This is a genomic window from Bartonella sp. CM31XJBT (assembly GCF_028618555.1).
In the GTDB taxonomy this organism is placed as follows: Bacteria; Pseudomonadota; Alphaproteobacteria; order Rhizobiales; family Rhizobiaceae; genus Bartonella.
Map to the genome: position 1 here is coordinate 1 of NZ_JAQITD010000014.1, position 25,513 is coordinate 25,513.

The following is a 25,513-nucleotide window of genomic DNA, read 5'->3' on the forward strand; positions in this document are numbered from 1 at the left end:
AATAATAAAAAAATTTATACTTTATTTTATAAATAAAATACTACAAAAGTAACTTTAATTAAGTATTAAATATATAATACAATGATAACAAATATTATAACACCACTTGCATTCAGTAAAAAAATCTTTTATTATGAATGAGTTTAGTCTGTTTAAAAAGTTGAAATAGCGCAATTTAAACAAATTGTACATTTAAAGATGTATATAATCGCGAACACTCGCATTTTACGATTTGCCTTTTTTGTGAAAAGAGAGAATCCTATCAGCGTTCTTATACATTAATGGCTAGCGAATACATTTAATAAAACTTGAAGGATAATTTTGTTTGATCTATAATCGCTAGATCATTAGAAAAAGTAAAATGTTAAATCAAACGCCGTGCTCAATTTCCTATGAAGAACTCTTAAACTTTTATAAAGAAAGTGGTGCGGATGCCGTTCTGACGGATTTTCCTATTGATCGTTTTAAGCAGTCTGCTTGTTCAGAGAGAAAATTAATATCTGTCGTGAACATTTCTCATAATCAACAAGCATCTCCCAAAACATCTCCAACCGTAAAATTAGATCATCATCAGCTGCATAACTCTAGGACTATACAAAATGAATCCACAGCTATAGAGAGTGCAAAAAGTGCCAAGACACTTGATGAATTAAAATCTGCTCTCCTTGCATTTAATGGCTGTTCATTAAAATTGACAGCAAAAAATACCTGTTTTTCAGATGGAACAGCAGGAAGCCCCCTAATGCTTATAGGCGAAGCACCAGGACGAGACGAGGATATACAAGGAATTCCTTTTGTGGGAAAAGCTGGGATGTTGCTTAATAAAATCCTCGCATCAATTGGCTTAACAAGAAATAATGTTTACATTGCCAACACTATTCCTTGGCGTCCACCAGGAAATCGTACACCAACACCAAGAGAAGTTGCCTTGTGCCGCCCTTTTATTGAACGGCACATTTATTTAGCGCGTCCTCGTGTTCTTATAGCACTGGGAGGTGTTGCTGCACAGTTTCTTACTGGATCTCAAAATGGAATTATCCGAACAAGAGGGAAATGGCATATCTATGAAAGCGAGGATAATATAAAAATACCTGTTATGCCAACTTTCCACCCAGCCTACCTTCTTAGAACCCCTAGTCAAAAGAAGCTTACATGGATAGACTTCTTAGAAGTAAAAAATCGCCTCGACAGCCTTTTGTAATTCTTTAATCCTATCTTGCTTCTAAAATTAACACACCCTTCTTTAACTCTTAAAATACAAATGGGAAAAAGCTATGAAACAGCCAATAACATCTATTTATCGTTTGGAAGACTACCAACCAACCCCTTACGTTATCCCTAAAACACAACTTTCTTTCCAATTGGCACCGACAAAAACCTATGTTACAGCCATATTGTCTATTGAATCCCGTCACGATACAAAAGAATTAACACCTCTTGTTCTTTCTGGTGATGATCTTACTTTAATTTCCGTTTCTATTAATGATGAGATATTAGCCCCAAACACTTATAAAGTGACGCCTTCACGTTTAGAAATTACAACGCCACCAACGGCTCCTTTTACATTGAAATTGGTTACAGAACTGAATCCTGAAAGCAACCGCCAACTTATGGGGCTTTACCTTTCAAATGGTGTTTATTGCTCACAATGCGAATCGGAAGGTTTTCGTCGTATTACTTATTTTTACGACCGCCCAGATGTTCTTTCTACCTATAGAGTGAAAATTGAAGCAGATTCCCAAACAATCCCAATCTTGCTTTCCAATGGTAATCTGGTGGAAACAGGAACTTTAGAGAATAATCGCCATTTTGCCATTTGGGAAGATCCTTATCCCAAACCATCTTATCTCTTTGCTTTAGTAGGTGGAGATCTTGATAAGTTAGAAGACCATTTTACAACTGTATCTGGACGACGTATTGAGCTTGGTATCTATGTAGAAAAAGGAAAAACCGAACGCGCAACCTATGCAATGGATGCTCTTAAACGTTCCATGCGTTGGGATGAACAATGTTTCGGACGCGAATATGATCTTGATGTTTTCAATATTGTTGCTGTGTCCGACTTTAACATGGGAGCAATGGAAAACAAAGGCCTTAACGTTTTTAATGATAAATATGTTCTTGTCGATCCTGAAACAGCAACCGATCAGGATTATAGAAATGTTGAACGTGTCATTGCACATGAATATTTCCATAATTGGAGCGGTAATCGTGTTACCTGTCGCGATTGGTTTCAACTCTGTTTAAAAGAAGGATTCACTGTTTATCGTGATCAGGAATTTTCATCAGATCAAAATGTACGCAGCCTACAGAGAATTGAAAATGTAAAAGCATTAAAAGCAACGCAATTTGCAGAAGACGCAGGACCTCTTGCGCATCCTGTACGTCCTCGTCAATATAGCCAAATTAATAATTTTTACACCACAACTGTTTATGAAAAAGGTGCTGAAGTTGTTCGCATGATACGAACTATTTTAGGTCCTACTCTGTTTCGTAAAGGCACTGATCTTTATTTTCAACGTCATGATGGACAAGCTTGTACAATTGAAGATTTTATTACCTGTTTTGCTGAAGTGTCTGGTCAAGACTTCTCCCAATTCATGCTATGGTATGAACAGGCAGGAACACCCAATGTAGAAATCGATAGTCATTATAGCGATGGTGTTTTAACAATTCATGCAAAGCAACATATTCCCGCAACCCCACAACAAAATACAAAAAAGCCCATGCTTATCCCTATCGTATTTGGCTTGTTAGGACCTAACGGAGAAAACCTCACCTATGAAGCAGATACAGATATTCAATCAGATGTTATGCTTTTATCCAAGGAAAGCCAAACGTTTACATTAAAGGGACTGCGTGAAAAACCCGTTTTATCACTGCTGCGGGACTTTTCAGCACCAATCATTCTACACACTCCATTCAATGAAAGAGAACTTATTTTTCTTGCACAACATGATGACAATCACATCAATCGCTGGCAATCTCTTAATCATTTAATGACGCAAGCTTTGATTCAAAGCATTCAAGATAAAACACAAGAAAAAGCAACTCTCTCTTCTGCTTTGCTAAAGCTGATTGAAACGATCATAACAGATGAAACCTTAGAGCCTGAATTTCGTGCCTTCTGTTTAAATTTACCTAGTGAAGTTGAGCTTGCTCATACAATCGGTAAAAATATTGACCCAGATCGTATTCATTATATCCGCAATCAGTTTTTAGCTTCACTTGCACAAACTCATCAAGAGCTCTTAACAAAATTCTATGGACAAATGCAAACCCAAGAGCCCTATTCACCAAACACTGCACAAGCTGGAAAACGAGCATTAAAGAATATCATACTGGATTACCTTTCCATTGCTGAAGCCAATCCAAATCGAGCTGCTATACAATATGCAACAGCTGATAATATGACTGACCGTATGGCTAGTATCGCTGTTCTCGTGAAGCGTTTTAATGAAAGTGAGCAGGCACAAAATGCCTTAAATGATTTTGAAAACCGCTATCGGCATGACCCTTTGGTCATGGATAAATGGTTTTCTATTCAAGCAATGGTTGCTGGAACATCAACACTCGAGAATGTTCAAAAGCTCATGCAACATCCGCTTTTTTCACAAGATAATCCTAATCGTGTACGTTCCCTAATCGGTGTTTTTGCCTCTAACAATCTCACGGGCTTTAATAGGATGGATGGAGCGTCTTATCATTTTCTTTGCCAAGTCATTTTGGAAATTGACAAAAAAAATCCACAGCTTGCTTCACGATTATTAACAATGATGCGCTCTTGGCGACAATTAGAACCTATTCGACAACAAAAACTTGAAACTGAATTAAAAATGATTGCTGTTGCGCCAAAATTATCAAGCGATGTTGCTGATATCATTAATCGTCTGCTCACTTAAAACAAAAAATTATTTTAAATCAATATGCTATAATATTTTTTAAAATAAATTCTATAAACTATTCGATCATCATTAAACCTATAAACAGGTAATCTAAGCCTGTTTATAGGTCACGTTTAAAGTGCTTTTTTCTTTTCATATTCCAAAATTATAAAAGTAAAATTATTTTTTTAAAAAAAAGACTGGACAGAAGACTCCTGTTTTGATTCATTGCACTCGATGGGGTTACTATGAATATCGAAGCAGTTTTTAAATCACATTATTCCAGAATTAAAGGAACGCGAGATGGCTAAATTGGACGCATATAATGCGCCAAGGGAGGTGTATGCTGATTCAAAATCAAGCGCTCAAAGTCGCAAGGAGCGGACAGAGCGTACCAATCTGTTTTCTGGTCTTGCCTATCAAAAACTTCTTTTTATTGAACCTTGGCTGCGACGTTCACTCCCATTTGTAATTCTTGCATTTCTTGTTACGCTAGCAGCGATCCGTTTCCTATCAATCTATGATTGGCGCAACACAATTGATAAAAACACGCATTCTACCATCACTCTCTTAGCTTCTCATATTACCAATACGATTGACCGTGACTTACTTGCAGCCACTCGACAAGGAAAAACTGCTGTTCTTTCTCATAATCATTTACAAAATATCCTGACTAATTTTCGTAACAAAGGTCTTATAAAAACCAGCGCTGTTATTGCTATTGTCGATCAAAAAGGCAATGTCCTAGCTTCATCAAGTTCCGAGATTGTCTTAGGAAAACCCTTACAGGATTTTACCTCTGAAAGCATTGCTTTACAAGCTCTAGGAAAACATGCTGGAATCATGAAAATTACAATAGGAAAAGATATTCCTGCTCTCGCTTCCTTTCAGCAAACAGAAAATGGACAATATGGGGTATTCATCAGTGAAAAAATGCAACATATTTACATGGAATGGCGGAAAGCTCTCTCGTTAAATATAACCATGTTTATTGGAACTAGTGGCGTTATCCTCGCTCTTCTTTATGCTTATTACAACCAAATTGTACGAGCACGCAAAACAGATCTTGTTTCAGAAAAAATTCAAAACCGTATTGATATGGCAATGATGCGTGGACGCTGTGGACTATGGGATTGGAATATGGCAAGTGGACGTGTCTACTGGTCACGAGCAATGTACGAAATGCTCGGCTATGTCCCTCAAGATGCACTGCTCTCAATTTCCCAAATTAGCGCCATTATCAATCCAAATGATGCGAATTTTTTTGATCTTGCTCAGGAATTAATGAGCGGTAAAAAGAAGCATATCGATATTAACGTTCCTATGCGTCATGCTGATGGTCATTATGTATGGATGCGCATTCGTGCCGAAGTTACTGAAGAAGAAGAACCCCATTTGGTTGGTATTTCCTTCGATATTAGTGAACAGCAACAATTGGCTGAACAAACAGCGCAAGCCGACCTTCGTATCCGTGATGCGATTGAAAACATTTCAGAATCTTTCGTCTTGTGGGATGCTGAAGGACGTTTAGTCATGTCCAACAGCAAATTTTGCGAATATGCCGCTATTCCTAAACAAATTCTCCAATCAGGTATCCAACGTGCAACGGTCGAAGCCATGGCACGCCCTGCACTCAGTGAATATCCCCTTAAAGATGATGGTACTGGTAACTTAACCAGTATTCGCCAAACGGCAGATGGTTGTTGGCTCAAAATTAACGAACGACGAACCCAAGATGGAGGATTGGTTTGTATTGGTACTGACATTTCTGAGCTTAAACAACAACAGGAAAAATTTGAAGACAGTGAAAGGCGTCTTTTTTCTTTCATTCAAGAACTCAAGCGCGCGCGAGGGAGTGCTCAACAACGCGCAACAGAAGTTGAAAAACTTAATAAAAGTTTGAAAGCAGAAAAAGAACGCGCCGAAAGTGCTAATAAGGCTAAATCAGAATTTTTAGCCAATATGTCTCATGAATTGCGCACGCCTCTGAATGCTATTCTTGGTTTTTCAGATATCATGTTGCAATCGACTTTTGGTCCTCTTGGTTCACAACGCTATAAGGAATATATGCATGATATTTACAATTCAGGAACCCATCTTCTAACCCTTATCAATGACATCCTTGATATGTCAAAAATCGAAGCAGGAAGATTTACGCTTGATTGTAAAAATACCGATCTTGAGCCCATCATTAGTGAAGCAGTACGAACACTAACACCTCAAGCTCAAGAAAAAAATATTGTGGTTACAACAAACATTACCCCAGAACTTCATGCTGAAGTTGATGGTCGTGCAATGAAACAGATTTTCCTTAATCTCATCTCTAATGCCGTTAAATTTACGCCTTCTGGCGGAAATATTGATGTCTGCGCTTTCAAGAAAAAAAATAACCTTATTTTTAAAATTACAGATACAGGCGTTGGTATTCCCCAATCAGCAATTAAAAAACTTGGGCAACCTTTTGAACAAGTCGAAAATCAGCTCACTAAATCTCATACGGGCTCAGGTCTTGGATTAGCCATTTCACGCTCCTTGCTAGAACTCCACAAAGGAAAACTTGAAATTACTTCAAAAGAAATGAAAGGAACAACTGTAACGATTATAATGCCCATCACACAAAGTTAAATTTTTCCATTTTGTTCCCGTTGTAGTAAAATCTGTTTCCGTTTTTCCCCCCAACGATACCCTGAAATAAAACCATTTTTACGCACAACACGATGACACGGAATGATAATAGCCAATTCGTTACGTGCACAGGCATGAGCAACGGCACGAAAAGCTTTCGGCATACCAATACGGCACGCTAAGATCTCATATGAAATTGTTTCACCACATGGTATATCACATAATACTGCCCATACTTGTCGTTGAAAAACTGTACCATTTATATCTAAGGGAAAATTATATTTTTTTACCAGCTTAGGTGTTTCTATCATGGCTATAATATGAGCAACTTCTCTCTTAAATGTATTGTCACCTACAACTTGTTGTGCATCACCAAAGCGTATCGTAAACTCCTGTAATAATTGCTCTATAGTGTCTCCTAACGCTATATGACAGATCCCTTTTTGAGACCTAGCCACCAAAAGCTTTCCTATTGATACATCTTTCAGACAGAATACTCTCGTTTGGGAAATGTTCAGCATTTTAGCCTTCTTTATATTTTAAATAAGTCTTGAACATCATCCATAAAGTAAAAGGAGAGTATTCACTATCTTTTAAAAACAAACAAAATCATTCTGAAATTATATCCTTAGCCATTGTATTAAAATACACTCTCACCCTTTTATGAAATGGAAAGATACATAGATTGACTGTCTTCCTACCCTAAAACGGAAACTTCGACCAGAACCGGATCTATCAACAATCTTGCTTTTTATATAACAGATTCCAACTGAACCCATTTGATATGGTTTATTTCATAAGCTCTCTACAGACAAATCCTGCTCTGAATTCTATCATACACTCTAACAAAAACACCTTAATGTGGTAAATTTTCATACCTTATATCACAACTCTAAACGGCAGTATTTTACGAAACAACACGATAAGCTTCCCATTTTATTTTACGAAATCCCATCGAACCATAAATAATAGCTTATGTTTTACAAGCAACAGAAAAAGCGCGTGCTCTCTTAAGCAAAAAACGTCATAAAACACAAAGAAAGTATGCCGGCAATGGATTGGAAAGATGTTCCGGCTTTTTATGCTCCACAGTATGCTTGAATATTCTAATTTGTTGGAGCACTGTTATTATTTTTTATCAAAGGTCATACTTTTGATAAACTGACGAGATGACTCAACTCAAAAAAGAAATTTATCTTCAATTTTATGAAAAAAAGCATGGAAAAGGTATTTTAATGCTTACTTTCTTTGTCACTTAACTTATAAAATGACGGTAGCCTCAGAACTAAAATATTTTGCCCACAACAATCGCACACAGATATTTGTCATAGGAAAAAGTCATGCCCAAACGCACAGATATAAAATCTATTCTTATCATCGGAGCAGGACCTATTATCATTGGTCAGGCATGTGAATTTGATTATTCAGGCACTCAAGCCTGTAAAGCATTAAAAGAAGAAGGTTACCGAATTATTTTGGTAAATTCTAATCCTGCCACGATTATGACAGATCCAGATCTAGCTGATGCAACTTATATAGAGCCCATTACTCCTGAAATAGTTGCCAAAATTATTGCTCACGAGCGTCCCGATGCCCTTTTGCCCACTATGGGAGGACAAACAGCCCTCAATACTGCTTTATCATTAAAGCGTATGGGTATTTTAGACCGCTACCATGTTGAAATGATAGGAGCCAATGCTGATGCTATTGATAAAGCTGAAGATCGTGCTTTATTCCGCCAAGCGATGGCAAAAATCGGTTTGGAAACGCCACGCTCTATGTTAGCCAATGCAACAGAACTGAAAGAAGAAAATCGCCAACAACACGCAAAAACGTGTGCTGAACTTAAAGCAAAGCTTTCTGGTGCTGCGCTTGACAAAGCACTCGAAGAACTTGAGCGCAACTGGCGACATACCGAAGCTGATCGCAAACAACATTATATCGCTCATGCAACAGCAAAAGCAGTTCAAGCTCTTGATGTTGTTGGGCTTCCAGCTATTATTCGTCCTTCATTCACCCTTGGTGGAACTGGTGGTGGAATCGCTTATAACCGCTCTGAATTCTATGAAATTATTGAACGTGGGCTTGAAGCTTCACCAACAACAGAAGTATTAATTGAAGAAAGTGTTTTAGGGTGGAAAGAATATGAGATGGAAGTTGTTCGTGATAAGAACGACAACTGTATCATCGTTTGTTCTATTGAAAACATTGATCCAATGGGGATTCATACCGGTGATTCGATCACTGTAGCACCTGCTCTCACCTTAACCGATAAAGAATATCAATGTATGCGTAATGCTTCGATTGCTGTTTTGCGCGAAATTGGTGTTGAAACGGGGGGATCCAATGTACAGTTTGCTGTCAATCCTGAAAATGGGCGCCTCATTGTTATTGAAATGAATCCGCGTGTTTCTCGCTCTTCAGCGCTTGCCTCAAAAGCAACGGGGTTTCCCATTGCCAAAGTAGCGGCTAAACTGGCTGTTGGTTATACACTTGATGAATTAAAAAATGATATCACGGGTGGTGCAACACCAGCATCATTTGAACCTTCTATTGACTATATTGTGACAAAAATTCCTCGTTTTGCGTTCGAAAAATTTCCCGGTTCATCACCTGTCCTCACAACTGCGATGAAATCTGTAGGAGAAGTCATGGCAATTGGACGCACTTTTCAAGAATCGTTACAAAAAGCACTCCGTGGACTTGAAACAGGGCTTACGGGTCTTGATGAAATTGTGATTCCAGAGCATGCTGAAGGTGATGAAAAAAGTTCTATACGCTCAGCCATTGCCATACCAAGCCCTGATCGTCTACGCTATATTGCTCAAGCCATGCGCACAGGCTTACCCTTAAATGAGATTCACCAAATTAGCAAAATTGATCCGTGGTTTTTAGAACAAATAGCCTCCATCATTGAAATGGAGCAGCGTATCCGCATTCATGGATTACCCCAAGACGCAGATAATTTACGTATGTTAAAAGCTATGGGCTTTTCAGATGCGCGATTAGCCTCCCTTACAGGGAAAGAACCCGATTATATCGCTGCTTTACGTAAATCACTGAATGTTAAACACGTCTTCAAACGGATTGATACTTGTGCCGCTGAATTTTCTTCTCCTACAGCCTATATGTATTCAACATATGAAGTTCCCTTTGCAGGTGTAGAGCACTCGGAAGCACACGTTTCTGAACGCAAAAAAATTGCTATTTTAGGCGGTGGACCAAACCGCATTGGGCAAGGTATTGAATTTGATTACTGTTGCTGCCACGCTGCTTTTGCACTGCGTGATGCAGGATTTGAAGCGATTATGATTAACTGTAATCCTGAAACAGTTTCAACCGACTATGATACCTCTGATCGCCTTTACTTTGAATCTTTAACAACAGAAGACGTTATCGCTATTTTAGAAGCAGAACAGGAAAAAGGAGATTTGGTTGGAGTCATCGTCCAATTTGGCGGACAAACACCCTTGAAATTGGCAAGCGCTCTAGAAAAACACAATATCCCCATCCTAGGTACTTCACCTGACGCTATCGACTTAGCAGAAGATAGAGACCGCTTTCAAAAACTGTTATTTAAACTTAATTTAACACAACCTCAAAATGGTATTGCCCACTCCATTGAACAAGCACGCCTCATTGCCCACGAACTAGGCTTCCCTTTGGTTGTACGTCCCTCTTATGTTTTAGGAGGACGTGCTATGCAAATTATTCGTGATGAACGTAGCTTACAAAATTATTTACTTGAGAGTGTCCCTGAATTAATTTCAGAAGATATCAAAGTCCGTTATCCTAACGACACAACAGGACAAATCAATATATTGCTTGGTAAAAATCCGCTTCTCTTTGATACCTATTTAACAGAAGCAATTGAAGTAGATGTTGATTGTCTATGTGATGGTAACGAAACACTAATCGTTGGTATTATGGAACATATTGAAGAAGCTGGTATCCACTCTGGTGATTCAGCATGTTCTCTACCAGTCCATACGCTCTCAAATAAAATAGTTACTGAATTAGAGCGCCAAACCAAAGCATTAGCACAAGCACTTCATGTTCGCGGCTTAATGAATGTACAATATGCTATAAAAGATGACACCATTTATGTCTTAGAAGTCAATCCCCGTGCTTCACGTACTGTCCCATTTGTTGCAAAAACGATTGGTCGCCCTATTGCTAAAATGGCTGCACGTATTATGGCAGGAGAAACGCTTCATGATGCTCTTCAGGCTTATGGTGGATTACCTTCTTTGCAAAAAAAACAACATATTGCCGTCAAGGAAGCAGTATTTCCTTTTGCTCGTTTTTCAGGTGTTGATACACTTCTTGGTCCAGAAATGCGCTCAACCGGTGAAGTTATGGGACTTGACTATGAATTTTCGCTTGCTTTTGCTAAAGCCCAACTTGGAGCTGGTGTAAAACTCCCTAAAGAGGGAACTTTGTTCGTTTCTGTAAGAGATGAAGATAAAAAACGCATCTTAAATCCTGTAAAACGTTTAACTGAGCTTGGCTTTTCTGTTGTCGCCACAAGTGGAACACAAAAATTTCTCACCGAACACCACGTTGAAGCAAAAAAAATTAACAAAGTTCTAGAGGGACACCCCCATATTGAAGACGCTATTCGTAATCGCAAAATTCAATTGATTTTTAATACAACTAGCACGGCCAGTGCCATCTCAGACTCAAAATCATTACGTTATGCAGCCCTCATGCAAAATGTTCCCTATTATACAACAATAGCTGGAGCCGAAGCCGTTGTAGAAGCGATCAAAGCACTCAAAAAAAGGCGCCTTGAAGTACGTTCACTACAAAGTTATTTCAGTTGAATTTTTCTACTTAACAAAATGTACACTGTTTTCTTATTTTTTCTTTATATAAAAATTGATTAAGACTTGCTTTTTGTTCCAAAAACTTTTATAGAGGTTTCATCGAATTTTCGGTTACGTGACTTTCTTTCCTGTGCAATCTGCACTTTCGACGAAACTTCTCCCACCTAATTTCGATCTACAACCGTATTGAAGAAATGAAAGCTTCAATACTCAATATAATTATATATTCTAAGGAGTTTCCTATGTCTACAGGAACAGTTAAGTGGTTTAATACAACAAAAGGTTTCGGATTCATTCAACCTAGTGATGGTAGTGCAGATGTATTTGTACACATTTCTGCTGTCGAGCGTTCTGGTCTAAACAGTCTTAATGAAGGGCAAAAAATTTCTTATGATGTTCTTCAAGATCGTCGTTCAGGAAAATTTGCCGCTGGTAACCTTGCTGCCCTTTAAAGTTTAAATTCTGCAATATTTTACTTAAAAATCTTCGTCTGTAATGACGAAGATTTTTTTTATTTTGTATAAAGCATCATTTTACCTTGTTAACATAAAAGACTGCTTATCTCCTTTGCACAATTTATCACCCCCCCCCCTTATACTTCCTCAAAACTTTCATAAAATCTACAAAGAGATTATCTTGTGAAATCTCAAAAAAGAAGAATATAAAGCCCGTGTAAGAGTATTTTAGAAGTTTTTTATTGCATACAATATAATCTCTTATAGAATATCCTTAAAGCAATAACCATTTGTTGATATAATATAAGGATTTAAAATTATGGCTTTTATTGCCGACAAACTGTCTCTTATCAAACCTTCTGCAACAATAGCTGCTTCTCAAAAGGCCCGCCATTTAAAAGCATTAGGGCGCAATGTTATTGCTTTAAGTGCTGGAGAGCCAGACTTTGATACCCCAGACAACATCAAAAACGCGGCTATTGAAGCTATTCGAAGAGGAGAAACAAAATACCCTCCCATATCTGGAATTCCAGAATTGCGCCAAGCAATTTCTGCAAAGTTTAAAAGAGAAAATAACCTTCTTTACCAACCAGAACAAATTATTGTTGGTACCGGTGGAAAACAAATTCTCTTTAATGCATTCATGGCAACTTTGAATAAAGGAGATGAGGTCATCATTCCATCCCCTTATTGGGTTAGTTATCCAGAAATGGTCGCACTCAACGATGGTAAGCCTGTCTTTTTAGAAACAAAAGCCGAATTTTCTTATAAACTCCAACCCCAAGAGCTAGAAGCTGCCATTACCCCCAAAACCAAATGGTTCATCTTTAACTCTCCTTCAAATCCATCAGGTGCTGCTTATACACATAATGAATTGAAAAAACTCACAGATGTTTTAGTAAAATATCCTCATGTTTATATCCTTTCCGATGATATATATGAACATCTCACATATGAGGGTTTTACCTTTGTTACTCCAGCTCAAGTAGAACCAGCGCTTTATGAGCGTACACTCACAATGAATGGTGTTTCTAAAGCCTATGCGATGACGGGATGGAGAATCGGCTATGCAGGCGGACCAAAAGAATTAATTAAAGCCATGGATACCATTCAAGGACAGCAAACATCTGGAACAAGTGTCATTTCACAATGGGCTGCGGTTGAAGCACTCAACGGGCCACAAGACTTTATTGCTAAAAATAAAAGTATTTTTCAAACACGCCGTGATCTCGTTGTCTCCATGCTAAATCAAGCTCCTGGCATTCACTGTCCAACGCCTGAGGGTGCTTTTTACGTTTATCCTTCTTGCTCCGGAATTATTGGAAAGAAAACACCTAACGGCCAATGTATTACCAATGATGAGGACTTTGCCATAGCGCTTCTAGAAACAGAAGCTGTTGCTGTCGTCCAAGGATCTGCTTTTGGACTTGGATCAGCTTTTCGTATTTCTTATGCAACATCAGAAGAATTACTTGAAGAAGCTTGTATACGTATACAGCGCTTTTGCAACAGTCTAATTTAAAATTTTTAAATATCATCTCTTGTGATTGTTTTTACCGAATGTCAGTATATCCGAGAAAATATCGGAAACTGTGTCATGGTCTAAATCTATCGATTCAGCAAAAATATCTATGAATAAACACAAAAATAGAGGCTGTAGATAAAGATCAAAAAAATCTAGCTATCAAATAAATGAATCGGTCTATTATCATAAGAGATGAAAAACCTATTCTGCTTTCTCCATTCAATTTATAACTCTAAAAAAGACCGAGCGCTTTTAAACACAATTGCCCTTATAATCAAAGGCCCTTACAATAAAATCTCTTCTATTTCTCGGCTTCTTCTTCGTCCTAAAATGAAGAAGAAGCCACCTCCCATCGTTGTGTAAGCAATCCAGTTTCCTTTAAGTTCTATCTAATAACTACTTGATTTACTTCATAGGCTTTATGAACAAGACCTGCCTTAAATATTCACCTCACACTCTAATAAAAAGCACTTCATGTATAAGGTTTTAAATATTTTATATCACACCCCTAAAAGACAGACTTTTATGGTATAACAGGATAAATCTCTCTTAAACTCCTCATTGAATTTTAGTATTCTTAAAAAATTGTTGGATATCCACAAGTTTCGAAATTTTTTCCTTATCATCTTCCCATATATTGCAATTTCTAAGGACTCTTTCAAAAATAATAAAAAAAAGCCGGACATATTGTCCGGCAAATTTGGAAAATCTTCAGAGATAAAATCAATCTGATAGATCTTCGTAAGGGAACACTCAAGAAAACGCACTGGGAGGCAACATAATCAAGAGATAGCATTCTATGTCATTTTATAAGAAAAAGCACAATAAAGACTTAAGCGTATCTGCTATGCAATAAACACATAGCTTTAAATTTGTCTCCATTATGTAGCACTCTCTTTAATTAAATATAAAAATGTAAGCTACACCATCACACGATTGTCCATTATATAATAGCTCTCACGTTTGCTAGCATTTGTAAAAAAACATTTATCCCTTTTTTCAAAAATATTTACCCGCGCAGACTCCCTCCACTTTTAATGTGCAACGAATAATTTTAATTGATTCAATATGAGCAAATTTGAAACGAAAGAATATTACGGGAGTCTCAAGTTTCAAAACAGCTAATTGTTCCTTATAAATTAAGACATTAATATTAAAAAGACCACTGACGAGCTTTTAAAAAAATATAATCTCGAAAAGCATTTAACCTTGCCAAATTCTTTAAATTATAAGGATAACAAAAAAAAGTATCAAAAGAAGGAATATCAACCATATCAGGAAAAAGACGCACCAAATGCTCATCATTATTGACGATATAATCAGGAAGCACAGCAATCCCAAGATCACGCATAAGCGCATTCTTTATTGAGATGATATTGTTGATTTGTAGAACTGAAACGCGCAATGATCCATCACTTCTACCAGCCTTTTCCAACCAATTTAAACCAGACAAATAAGGTGGAACAGGTTCACCGAACGAAATAATACGATGCTCATCGAGATCAGATAATTTTTCCGGCTTTCCATAATTTGCAATATACTTTTCCGAAGCATAAACATGCATATGAATTGTAAAGAGTTTTCTTTGTATAAGATCAGGTTGTTTGGGTTGATGTAAGCGAACAGCACAATCCGCATGACACATTGTCAAATCAAGCTCTTCATCGGAAAGCAAAAGCTGAACCTGCATATCAGGATAAAGACTAAGAAATTCTGGCATACGCTCTGCAATCCACCCTGCCCCCATTCCAAAGGTCGAGGTCACACGCAAGTGCCCCGTTGGTTTTGCATAGCTTTCACTTAATTGCAAACGCACACTTTCAAGCTTCATCAAAACATCATGAGCTGTACGATAAAGAGTTTCTCCCTGTTCTGTAAGAATCAAACCACGCGCATGACGTTGAAATAAGGATACCCCAACCTCTTGTTCTAAAGCCGAAACCTGTCGTGAAACGGCTGATTGAGATAAATGAAGTTTTTGAGCAGCATGCGTAAAAGATCCCGCTTCTGCTGCAGCGTGAAAAACTCTTAACTTATCCCAATCCAACGGTGGCGCCACAATTAATTCTACCTCTATATTCTCTATTTTCTCAATGAGTTACTAACGCTTAGATATATCCAAAAACCGTTCTGCTTCCAACGCTGCCATACATCCTCTTCCCGCAGCTGTTACAGCTTGGCGGAATGTTTCATCTGTCACATCCCCAGCAGCAAAAACACCAGCAATGCTTGTTGCTGTTGAGTCCGGTGCTGTCCATAAATAGCCGCCTCGTTTTTGTTTCAGCTGTCCTTCAAACAGAGAAACAGCAGGATTATGCCCAATGGCAATAAATATGCCCTCTGCATTCACTTTCATCTCATGACCTGTCTTAACATTTTTCAGACGTGCCCCTGTTACAACAGCGCCCATTGAATCTTGAGCTGGCAGCCCCACAATTTCTTCGACCACATGATCCCAAAAAACACGCACATTATTACAAGCCAGCAACCTATCTTGCAAAATTTTTTCTGCCCGAAACTGCCCCCGCCTGTGAACCACGCTTACACTCTTAGCCAAATGCGATAAATAAAGTGCTTCTTCAACAGCCGTATTTCCTCCTCCCACGACAATAACGTCCTTATCACGATAAAAAAAGCCATCACATGTAGCACAAGCGGAAACACCTCCGCCCATAAAGGTCTGTTCACTTTCTAAACCAAGCCAGCGTGCTTGAGCTCCTGTTGCAATAATCAGTGCATCACAAGAATATTGTGTTCCTGAATCCCCATATAAGACAAAAGGATACTTCAACAAATCAGCCTTTATAATTGTATCATAGACAATTTTTGTCCCCATATTCTCAGCTTGTTTTGCCATTTGTTCCATCAACCATGGTCCTTGAATGGGATCTGCAAAACCTGGATAATTCTCAACATCAGTTGTAATTGTTAATTGTCCACCCTGCTGCAAGCCCGTCACCAAAACCGGCTTAAGCATTGCTCTTGCTGCATAGATCGCCGCTGTATAACCAGCTGGACCTGAGCCAATAATCAGCAGACGAATATGCGATTGCACCATTAAATCCCCTTCACTTTAATTATAAATTAATTATTCTATAAATGATAACGGAATGCAGCCTTTTAAAAAAATATTTTTCAAGAGCCCTAATTATGTTATGTATACTTCTTTTCAAGTTTTATGAAAAGGTCTGATTACTAATTCATCAAGGCACGCTAATGTTAAGAATTAATCCTTATCCTATAAAGAGAAAAATGTAACTTCTTATGAGCACAAAACCATAATAAAAAGAGATACAAAGATAGGGAACGATCATTTTTCAATTTATTATCAATGTCTGTGCACGTTTTGCCTTAATCATGGGAGGAGCAATGCTTTTGCCAATTTTTGTGGATTTGCACGACAACAATCGTAATTGGATAAGCTTTCTCTATTCTTGTGCCATAACCACCATGTTAGCAACGCTGATTCTTTTAGCAACTAAGGGAGCTACTTGTCGCTTTTCAGCACGGCTTGGCTTTATGCTCACTGTTTGTCTTTGGCTTACAGGAAGCATCGTAGGTGCCTTACCTCTTTATCTTTCTCCTCTTCCCATCTCTCTAGCAGGAGCCATTTTTGAATCTGTTTCTGGAATTACAACAACAGGCTCCACAGTCCTTTCTGATCTTGATAATTTATCGCGAAGTATTTTATTATGGCGTTCTCTTATATGCTGGATTGGGGGCATTGGTTTTATCGGTTTAGCCCTCTTAATTTTGCCTTCACTGCGTGTGGGTGGCGTGCGACTTTTTCATATGGAATCATCTGATAAATCTGAAAAAATATTGCCTCGCATCAACCAAATTGCTAACGGAATTATCATCGCTTATGTTGGGTTAACATTGGCTTGTATGCTTTCTTATTTTGCTGCAGGCATGAATTTATTTGATGCCATTAACCATGCAATGAGTACAGTAGCAACAGCTGGTTTTTCAACGCATGATGCTTCTTTTGGCTATTTTTCTGATAAACCAGCCATCTTAATTATTTCAACAATCTTCATGTTGCTTTCTGCTTTACCCTTCGTACTTTATGTTAAATTAGTCCTTCCTGGACACTCCAAACGCTTCCTTGACCCACAAGTGATTGTTTTTCTCCATATCGTTCTCCTTTTCAGCTTTGCTTTAGCGGCATGGCTACGGTTTTATGATCATCGCGCGTTCCACTTGATTTTCCTTGATGTCATTTTTCACCTTTCATCCATTATTAGTACCACAGGTTATAGCGCTGAAGATTATCAACTTTGGGGACCGTTTGCGCTTGGAATTTTCTTCATTGTTTCTTTTACAGGCGGATGTGCTGGTTCTACTTCTGGTGGCATGAAAATCAATCGCCTCATTATTCTTTGGCGTATTACACAAACAAATATAGAAAAACTTCTTTCTCCTAATGTCGTTGTAAAAGCGCGCTACGATCACTCAAATATATCAAATGATGTTGCTCAAGCCGTTTTGTTTTTTGTCTGTCTTTATATGTTTTGCCTTGTTATCGGCACTGCACTTTTGCTTACAACCGGTCTCGACTTTACCTCTGCCTTTACGGGGGTCTTAACCGCACTTTCAAATGTTGGTCCAGGCTTTGGAGATATTATTGGCCCCACTGGTAATTTCTCTACAATCAACGACCATGCTTTATGGATTTTAAGTTTTCTAATGTTAGCTGGACGCCTTGAAATCATAACAATATTCGTCCTTTTTATTCCCGCTTTCTGGCGTGAACAATTCTAATGCAGAGAGTATTTTATTCTACCATGATAAAAATTTACAAGATAAAAAGGTGTGAACAGTATGCATCATAATATTCACCCCTTACTCAATCCACTGAAGATTTTCTAAAATTTCCATACAAATCATCATATCAATGATATAAAAATAATTCAACAAAAACAATCAAATACCAATATTTTCAAAGCCATAACATATAAAACTTCACTTTATTGATCTTCTTTATCAAATAAAGTGGACGCATAGAACATTCTTTTTTACGAATAATCTCTCATGCAAAAAATATGAATATTTGCTGATAAAAGTGTTTTTTCTCTTTAATAGAGTTACCTCCTTATAGAAAAAAATGCTATTATATTACGAGCTCACAAGCTTATAAAAAAACATCTCACAGTACTCATCACCCCCATTCCACGACAGCCTTCATGAAAGATATAAAATGGGCACCATCATTTTTACTTAAATAATAATAAGGTGCAAGTCGGTACTACAAAATAAGATATAAATTAGTACCACCATATTATTTTTTTTCTGTTAATGTCGTAACAGCCTGCATTTCAGACAATTTATAAGAAATCTCTTTACACCTTGTCTTCAATAGTTTTTATCCACCACATGCCTTCTTCCGATTGTGATGTGCTAGAGGATAGCTCTCCTTGATTTAATATCAACAGATTTGACATAAGAAAATCTTACGCTACTCAAAGCTCTTATTCAAATTTAAAAGGTAAATTATCTATAAAAATCATATATATATATTAATCTTAAATCCATCTTATCATGAATTTATTGAAAATATGTACGACTATTTTATCCATGGAGATAGCATCATTATCTTTTTAAGACAAGAAAACGTTTTTTTGCTATCTATTTAAGTCTTACAAAACGAACAATATCAGTACGACACCGTATAAGATAGTGCATAAATCCCCAGACTTGAGTTAAAGCATTATTTTCTTATTCTAAAACATCAATGAATAAAAGTAGCTTTCCTCTCTCCTAGTATGCTTTATCATAAACTACATATCGCTCTCAAGCGTATACATTTTTAATCTTTTATCCAAAATTTTGAGAACTTCTTATAGCGTTCTACTAAAGACAATATAAATTTTGTAAAATAACAGTTATATCATTGAGCTGTTTTCTTGATGACTATGAGAAACCTTTAAGGAAAATACTTTTTATCATCCCTCAAGAAGATTTTTGATATCATATCAAAGTGTTTTTTCCGCAAACAGTTCTTTGTAAACACTTTCAATCTTGCTTGCCTCTTTTTCCAAAGGAAAGTGAGTACGAACATGGGTTAAAGCTTTCTTTCCGGCTGCCAATGTTTTTTCCACATCAGAAAAATAAGGTTCAATTGCTGCGGTTAAAGCCGAACCATCTCCTGCTTTTACAACTGTTCCTGTCGCTTCTACAACCAATTCTTTATAAGCTCCTGCATCACTCGTTACAACCGCAACCTGTGATGCCATTGCTTCTAATGGCGTTAAACCGAAACCTTCTGTACGAGAAGGTGCAACATAAAGTGTTAAACGACGATACCACAAAGGGATGTCCAGAATCTCACCAAGAAAAATAATGCGATCATCCAGACCAGCTTTAGCAATCTTTTGGCGTAACTCTTTTTCAAAATGATAATATTGCTCTGTCGTACGACCAGCGATAAGTGCTGTCCATTCGGGGTAATCAGGCAATAATGCTATCATGGCATCAACAAATAAATCTGTTCCCTTTGAGTAGCGCAGACGCCCAAAACATCCTACCGCATATTTTCCTGGAAATCCTGTCGAAGAAAAGCAATCATCAAAAGTCTGTGGTGGAGTAAAACGCCTCACATCCACCCCATGCATAATAACCTTATGAGGCACTTCTAGATAAGCGCCCGTACGTGTACTGGTAGCTATAACCCTATCCATACAGCGAATCAACCATTTGGTAAAAGGCTTATGATGACGTTGTGAAGCCGAAGTAAAGATGAGTTTAAGCTTCATTCGCAAAACATCGCGTAAAAAGATCCCACAAAGCATCTCAATATTGCGTCGTGCATGCCAAATACGAAATGGCTTCCCTTTCGGACTTTTCCAAAGTCCGAAAAGGTCCCTAAAGGCAAGAGCCGGTAAAGTTTGTGGTAAACCAAACCCCAAAGTGGATATACGCATACCCTGTTCGCGTTGCATTGGAATAAGCTGAATAATCGTAGATGTTACTCCCGACAAACGCCTTTTAAAGTGAGGCGCAATAACCTCAGTTTCGTCCAAAGATACACGCATAATAATCCATATGTTATTTAGATGTACTGAACCTTAATGATCTCATAATTATGCGCACCACCTGGTGCATTCACCTCAATCACATCACCTTCTTGCTTGCCAATAAGTGCACGTGCGATAGGCGAAGAAATAGAGATTTTACCAACCTTTACATCAGCTTCTTGATCTCCTACGATCTGATACACTTTTTTTTCTTCAGTGTCCTCATCCAAGAGTTTAATGGTTGCGCCAAATTTTATTTTGTCACCTGAAAGACGCGAGACATCTATAACTTCTGCTCGCGCGATATAATCTTCAAGCTCATTTATACGCCCCTCATTATGACTTTGCGCTTCTTTAGCTGCATGATACTCAGCATTTTCGGATAAATCACCATGCGCACGCGCTTCAGAAATTGCTTCAATAATTCGCGGACGCTCCTGTTGTTGACGCCAACGCAACTCTTCTTTAAGACTCTCAAAACCAGCTGTAGTCATCGGAACTTTTTCCATAATCCGTCCCTTTCTATTACACGGAAGGTTTAATAAAAATACAAAAAACGGCTTCCAAAATTACTTTTGGAATCCGAAAACTACGATCTTTTTTATTATATAGTACAGTATCGCTGTTTTCCATACAAAAATAAATAAAGGAAACAAAACATGCACAAATAGTGATTAAAACATCTCATTTTGGTGTTTAAAACGTTAAACTTCACTATTCTCTTTAAAAGTGTCCTAAAGAAGAAAGAATTGTATTTTTTTCTGTTTTATCATAATCTAGTAAAAGAAATCATATGGGATATGAAGAGAGAAGGATAGAAAATCTCTAAAGAAATTCTTTACAGAAAAATGAAAAAAATCGTCATTTTTTTTATGTTTGGCTCTTTCTTTTTAGCCACAACAATATCAGAGGCAGCAGATGCTTTTGTTACGAGAAATCTTAATTTTAGAACAGGTCCCAGCACTCAGTATGCGCTTTGCGGCTTAATCTCTGCTGGAGAATTGGTTTTTGTTAAAAACTGTGAAGGAAATTGGTGCCATATCCGATATAACACTCAAATAGGTTGGGTGTCATCTCGTTATCTTTCATTTAAAGATGGAAACGATCTTTATCACACATATACAATGTCTTTAGTGCCCAAACATACCGATTGTTCTCCATAACAGCCATAATAACTTATGCCCTCTTGAATATCATCATGGCAAAAATGCAATAGTGTCCACGAACAACCACAAATATACCCCCTCCAAAGAAATACTTCAAAGAACTCTTCTCATAAAAAACTTGATCAATATCCTAATGAAAGCTCTAATAAACCAAAATAAATCTGTTCAATAACGTTTTGCTGTTGTCGTAATAAATTTGTAAAATTAGTATTTTCTTTAAAATCACCAACACTTTTCTATCAAAGGATACAACAATGAAAAATGGTGTTACTGCAACAGTAGAAGCTCTTTCTGCTCTCATTGCTTCAGGTAATCCTCTTTTTAAGAATGGCGCGTTATGGACACCTCACCGCCCTGTTCGTCCTGAAAAGTCTGAAGGTGGTATTCCATTTCAACTCGAAACATCTTTTAAACCCGCGGGAGATCAACCTCAAGCCATAAAAACTCTGGTTGAGGGAATTCAAAAAGATGAACGTACACAAGTGCTTTTGGGTGTTACCGGCTCAGGAAAAACCTATACAATGGCCAATATCATTGAAAAAACACAGCGTCCAGCTTTAATCTTAGCACCAAATAAAACTCTAGCAGCGCAGCTTTACGGTGAATTTAAAAGTTTTTTTCCCCATAATGCCGTCGAATATTTTGTTTCCTATTATGACTATTATCAGCCAGAAGCCTACGTTGCACGCTCTGATACCTATATTGAAAAAGAATCCTCAATTAATGAACAAATCGACCGGATGCGTCATGCTGCAACACGCGCCGTCTTAGAGCGTGATGACGTTATTATCGTCGCCTCTGTCTCCTGCATCTACGGAATTGGTTCCGTAGAAACCTATACGGCCATGACCTTCCAAATAGCAAAAGGGGACAAACTCAATCAACGAACACTCTTGGCTGATTTAGTCTCTCAACAGTATTATCGACAAGATATCAATTTCATTCGTGGTTCCTTTCGTGTACGAGGGGATACAATCGAAATTTTCCCTGCCCACCTCGAAGATCGTGCTTGGCGTATTTCGCTCTTTGGCGATGAAGTGGAAACAATTACGGAATTCGATCCTCTCACCGGACAAAAAACAGGCGATCTTCAATCGATTAAAATTTATGCCAATTCACACTATGTAATACCGCGACCAACACTCAATCAAGCAATGAAAGCCATCAAAATGGAACTCGTTCAACGCCTCGATGAGTTGAACGCAGCTGGACGTCTTTTAGAAGCACAACGTTTAGAACAACGTACAATTTTTGATTTAGAAATGTTAGAAACCACCGGCTCATGCGCCGGAATAGAAAATTATTCACGTTATTTAACAGGACGAAAACCCGGAGAACCACCACCAACCTTGTTCGAATACATTCCAAATAATGCTCTTGTTTTTATCGATGAAAGCCACGTAACCATTCCCCAAATTGGGGGCATGTACCGAGGTGACTTTCGTAGAAAAGCAACACTAGCAGAATATGGTTTTCGCCTCCCTTCTTGTATGGATAACCGTCCTTTGCGCTTTGAAGAATGGGATGCTATGCGCCCACAAACGATTGCTGTCTCCGCAACACCTGGACGCTGGGAAATAGAACAATCTCACGGCACTTTTGCGGAACAAGTTATTCGCCCAACAGGGCTTGTTGACCCACCAACAGAGGTTCGTCCAGCCAAAAATCAAGTCGATGATGTTGTGAATGAAATTCGTAAAACAATTCAAAAAGGCTACCGTACATTGGTGACAGTTCTCACAAAGCGTATGGCTGAGGACTTAACTGAATATCTCCACGAACAAGACATTCGTGTACGCTACATGCATTCTGACATTGATACATTAGAACGCATTGAAATTCTACGCGATCTTCGGCTTGGCACCTTTGATGTCCTCATCGGTATCAACTTGCTCCGAGAAGGCTTAGATATTCCAGAATGTGGTTTTGTTGCCATTCTAGATGCCGATAAAGAGGGCTTTTTGCGCTCTGAAACTTCCCTCATACAAACAATCGGACGTGCTGCACGTAACGTAGATGGCCGTGTTATCCTCTATGCAGATACGATCACTGGTTCCATAGAACGAGCCTTACAGGAGACACAAAGACGTCGACAAAAACAAATAGCCTATAATGAAGAACACCATATCACACCGAAAAGTATCAAAAAAAATATCGGAGATATTCTCAATTTAGGCGATGAAAACAACCATGTTCGTACAAATATCCCTGATGTTATCGAGAAAAAAAATATAGTTGGCAACAATTTAGCATCTCATATTAAACACCTTGAAAAATTAATGCATGAAGCAGCTGCTGATCTTAATTTTGAAGAAGCAGCGCGACTTCGCGATGAAATCAAACAATTACAAAAGATAGAACTAGAGCTCGCAGAAAATCCCTTAACACATCATAGCGAACAATCCACCCATGAGCCCGTGTTACAACAAAGTCTTTTCTCCAAACCAGACCTTGCACACATGGGACCAACCATGGACACTGGTATTTTGGAAAATCAAAAAGGAAAATCTCGTAAAAACACCCCTAATCAAGCAACAATAAAACGAAAAAAACGCAATCAATGAAGGAGTAAGAAATTTCAAACCGCATAAAATAATCTTCAGCTCTTCTAAAAAAGACTAAGGTTCAAAAGCAAACAGCATTATCCGAAAAATAGACAACCTCCAACATCAAGGGTGCTCCAATTTGTCTAAAACAACATAAGAAAGAACATTTTACAAAAAATTCCAAAATATATTATTTTATACAGTTATACTCTGATATTTAACTCAATATTATCGATCCTTACAAAAAAATATTCAAATAGGTCACTGTTCTATAACACAAATAAAGTAAAATAAGACTTTCTCATAGAACCATAAGACTATGATAAAAAATGATAACTTTGTATTCATACACCTATTGTTCAATTCATATTGTACCAAACAATAAAAAAGTACCAATAAATAAAGATTTTATATCCCATAGTAAAAAATCGGGTACTCTCAATACAAATTTATTAATTAACCTCAAGCAGAGTACATTAATTGAAATCAAAATTCTGTTATGATTTTATTGTACTGTCTCCGTGGTAGATTTAACTAAATGAATTTTTATTTTTTTGTCACAATAAAGTCCAAAATTGTTCAGGCTCTATTCAGTTTGAAACGTGTAGGATGTGAAAAATACGAATTTACACAAGGAGCATCATTATGAAAAAAGTGATCAGGTTAGCGGTATTATCAGCAATGTCAACTGTGACCGTTTTGATGCCGCTAAATGCAACGCTTGCGAATATGGCATGGAATCGTAGTGACTCTATCTCGAGAGAAATAGATGATATGATGAGGAAGATGCGTAAAGAAACAGATGATGCGATAAGGGAAATAAGGAAGAAAGCTGATATCCCGCCTTGCGGTTTTTCTCGCTCCCATTGTTCTGATAGAAAACGTGGCTTTTTTTCTGATGATTTCCAAAAGTTTGTTGATGATTTCCACAAGAGTTTTGAAGACGGCAAAAGAAGATTTAAAGCCGAACATGAAAGGTTTGTAGCCAAACATAGTAAGACGGAACAACAACACCATCATCACCACCACCACCATTATCATTATATTGAAAACAAAACGTATCATTACGTCGAGCGCAAAAAAACAAAACACCGTAATGTTCATATAGAAAACTCAGGAGATGCTGTAGTAATGGGTATTCTTGGTCTTGCAACAGGTACGATTCTTGGTACAGTTTTAAAAAAACCAGAACAGCCACAAGTTGTTTATCAAATAGTACCACAAAATCAAATTGTATATCAACAGGTTCCACAAGAACAGATAATTTATGAAGCTCCGCAAATGGTGAAATATGAGCCAGTACAACAATCATGGGAATCTGATTGGCTTAACTATTGCAAGAAAAAATACCGTTCTTTCAACCCTAAAACAGGAACTTTCCGAGACCGTAATGGTTTGGAACACGTTTGTTATGCCCCAATAAATTAACTTCTGTTCCGCCCTACTAAAAAGTCTTAAATGGCACAA

At 37.7% G+C, this 25,513-nt stretch carries 15 protein-coding genes; 10 read left to right on the forward strand and 5 right to left on the reverse strand.

What is annotated here, in order from left to right:
• Window positions 1–361: 361 nt before the first annotated feature.
• The 3 genes from PVV63_RS06805 to PVV63_RS06815 all read left to right on the forward strand — a co-directional run bounded on the left by PVV63_RS06805 (window position 362) and on the right by PVV63_RS06815 (window position 6,509).
• On the forward strand, window positions 362–1,201 hold the full coding sequence (locus PVV63_RS06805; protein ID WP_273791211.1) for a uracil-DNA glycosylase family protein: 840 nt from the start codon (window positions 362–364) through the stop codon (window positions 1,199–1,201).
• Between the two features lie 73 nt (window positions 1,202–1,274).
• A complete protein-coding gene (gene pepN, locus PVV63_RS06810; protein ID WP_273791212.1) occupies window positions 1,275–3,902 on the forward strand; it encodes an aminopeptidase N in 2,628 nt (875 codons plus the stop codon).
• Between the two features lie 285 nt (window positions 3,903–4,187).
• A complete protein-coding gene (locus PVV63_RS06815) occupies window positions 4,188–6,509 on the forward strand; it encodes an ATP-binding protein (protein WP_273791213.1) in 2,322 nt (773 codons plus the stop codon).
• On the opposite strand, the gene PVV63_RS06820 is transcribed toward PVV63_RS06815, so the two are convergent.
• Window positions 6,506–7,030: a methylated-DNA--[protein]-cysteine S-methyltransferase gene (locus tag PVV63_RS06820; protein ID WP_273791214.1), complete on the reverse strand. Its 525-nt coding sequence runs from the start codon at window positions 7,028–7,030 to the stop codon at window positions 6,506–6,508. The genes PVV63_RS06815 and PVV63_RS06820 overlap by 4 nt on opposite strands.
• Before the next feature lie 819 nt (window positions 7,031–7,849).
• On the opposite strand from PVV63_RS06820, the gene carB reads away from it, so the two are divergent.
• The 3 genes from carB (at window position 7,850) to PVV63_RS06835 (ending at window position 13,315) form a co-directional block, all read left to right on the forward strand.
• Window positions 7,850–11,335, forward strand: a complete 3,486-nt coding sequence (carB, locus tag PVV63_RS06825; protein WP_273791215.1) for a carbamoyl-phosphate synthase large subunit — start codon at window positions 7,850–7,852, stop codon at window positions 11,333–11,335.
• A gap of 245 nt (window positions 11,336–11,580) precedes the next feature.
• On the forward strand, window positions 11,581–11,790 hold the full coding sequence (locus tag PVV63_RS06830; protein ID WP_012754908.1) for a cold-shock protein: 210 nt from the start codon (window positions 11,581–11,583) through the stop codon (window positions 11,788–11,790).
• A 322-nt stretch (window positions 11,791–12,112) separates the two neighbouring features.
• Window positions 12,113–13,315 carry a pyridoxal phosphate-dependent aminotransferase gene (locus PVV63_RS06835; RefSeq protein ID WP_273791216.1) on the forward strand — a complete coding sequence of 401 codons (1,203 nt, stop codon included), beginning with the start codon at window positions 12,113–12,115 and terminating at the stop codon, window positions 13,313–13,315.
• 1,156 nt (window positions 13,316–14,471) lie between these two features.
• Here PVV63_RS06835 and PVV63_RS06840 read toward each other — a convergent pair.
• Window positions 14,472–15,377: a LysR family transcriptional regulator gene (locus tag PVV63_RS06840; RefSeq protein ID WP_273791217.1), complete on the reverse strand. Its 906-nt coding sequence runs from the start codon at window positions 15,375–15,377 to the stop codon at window positions 14,472–14,474.
• Window positions 15,378–15,419: 42 nt separating this feature from the next.
• On the reverse strand, window positions 15,420–16,376 hold the full coding sequence (trxB, locus tag PVV63_RS06845) for a thioredoxin-disulfide reductase (RefSeq protein ID WP_273791218.1): 957 nt from the start codon (window positions 16,374–16,376) through the stop codon (window positions 15,420–15,422).
• Window positions 16,377–16,687: 311 nt separating this feature from the next.
• Here trxB and PVV63_RS06850 point away from each other — a divergent pair, with 311 nt between their 5' ends.
• Window positions 16,688–18,082 carry a TrkH family potassium uptake protein gene (locus tag PVV63_RS06850; RefSeq protein ID WP_273791219.1) on the forward strand — a complete coding sequence of 465 codons (1,395 nt, stop codon included), beginning with the start codon at window positions 16,688–16,690 and terminating at the stop codon, window positions 18,080–18,082.
• A gap of 1,211 nt (window positions 18,083–19,293) precedes the next feature.
• On the opposite strand, the gene PVV63_RS06855 is transcribed toward PVV63_RS06850, so the two are convergent.
• Both PVV63_RS06855 and greA read right to left on the reverse strand, forming a co-directional pair.
• Window positions 19,294–20,352 (reverse strand): glycosyltransferase family 4 protein, encoded by a 1,059-nt coding sequence (locus tag PVV63_RS06855; protein WP_273791220.1) that lies wholly within the window; start codon window positions 20,350–20,352, stop codon window positions 19,294–19,296.
• 17 nt (window positions 20,353–20,369) lie between these two features.
• Entirely contained in the window at window positions 20,370–20,843 is a 474-nt protein-coding gene (gene greA / locus PVV63_RS06860; RefSeq protein ID WP_007347010.1) for a transcription elongation factor GreA, read from the reverse strand.
• A 339-nt stretch (window positions 20,844–21,182) separates the two neighbouring features.
• Between greA and PVV63_RS06865 the strand changes: the two genes are divergently transcribed.
• From PVV63_RS06865 to PVV63_RS06875, 3 genes are all read left to right on the forward strand, one after another.
• Window positions 21,183–21,497: an SH3 domain-containing protein gene (locus PVV63_RS06865; protein WP_273791221.1), complete on the forward strand. Its 315-nt coding sequence runs from the start codon at window positions 21,183–21,185 to the stop codon at window positions 21,495–21,497.
• A 257-nt stretch (window positions 21,498–21,754) separates the two neighbouring features.
• Entirely contained in the window at window positions 21,755–24,064 is a 2,310-nt protein-coding gene (gene uvrB, locus PVV63_RS06870) for an excinuclease ABC subunit UvrB (RefSeq protein ID WP_273791222.1), read from the forward strand.
• A 627-nt stretch (window positions 24,065–24,691) separates the two neighbouring features.
• A complete protein-coding gene (locus PVV63_RS06875; protein WP_273791223.1) occupies window positions 24,692–25,474 on the forward strand; it encodes a BA14K family protein in 783 nt (260 codons plus the stop codon).
• Window positions 25,475–25,513: the final 39 nt, after the last annotated feature.

Excerpts from the sequence above, each read along its gene's own strand:
- PVV63_RS06805 (WP_273791211.1), top strand. The coding sequence starts at position 362 with ATGTTAAATCAAACGCCGTGCTCAATTTCCTATGAAGAACTCTTAAAC.
- pepN (WP_273791212.1), top strand. The coding sequence starts at position 1,275 with ATGAAACAGCCAATAACATCTATTTATCGTTTGGAAGACTACCAACCA.
- PVV63_RS06815 (WP_273791213.1), top strand. The coding sequence starts at position 4,188 with ATGGCTAAATTGGACGCATATAATGCGCCAAGGGAGGTGTATGCTGAT.
- PVV63_RS06820 (WP_273791214.1), bottom strand. The coding sequence starts at position 7,030 with ATGCTGAACATTTCCCAAACGAGAGTATTCTGTCTGAAAGATGTATCA.
- carB (WP_273791215.1), top strand. The coding sequence starts at position 7,850 with ATGCCCAAACGCACAGATATAAAATCTATTCTTATCATCGGAGCAGGA.
- PVV63_RS06830 (WP_012754908.1), top strand. The coding sequence starts at position 11,581 with ATGTCTACAGGAACAGTTAAGTGGTTTAATACAACAAAAGGTTTCGGA.
- PVV63_RS06835 (WP_273791216.1), top strand. The coding sequence starts at position 12,113 with ATGGCTTTTATTGCCGACAAACTGTCTCTTATCAAACCTTCTGCAACA.
- trxB (WP_273791218.1), bottom strand. The coding sequence starts at position 16,376 with ATGGTGCAATCGCATATTCGTCTGCTGATTATTGGCTCAGGTCCAGCT.
- PVV63_RS06850 (WP_273791219.1), top strand. The coding sequence starts at position 16,688 with ATGCTTTTGCCAATTTTTGTGGATTTGCACGACAACAATCGTAATTGG.
- PVV63_RS06855 (WP_273791220.1), bottom strand. The coding sequence starts at position 20,352 with ATGCGTGTATCTTTGGACGAAACTGAGGTTATTGCGCCTCACTTTAAA.
- greA (WP_007347010.1), bottom strand. The coding sequence starts at position 20,843 with ATGGAAAAAGTTCCGATGACTACAGCTGGTTTTGAGAGTCTTAAAGAA.
- PVV63_RS06865 (WP_273791221.1), top strand. The coding sequence starts at position 21,183 with ATGAAAAAAATCGTCATTTTTTTTATGTTTGGCTCTTTCTTTTTAGCC.
- uvrB (WP_273791222.1), top strand. The coding sequence starts at position 21,755 with ATGAAAAATGGTGTTACTGCAACAGTAGAAGCTCTTTCTGCTCTCATT.
- PVV63_RS06875 (WP_273791223.1), top strand. The coding sequence starts at position 24,692 with ATGAAAAAAGTGATCAGGTTAGCGGTATTATCAGCAATGTCAACTGTG.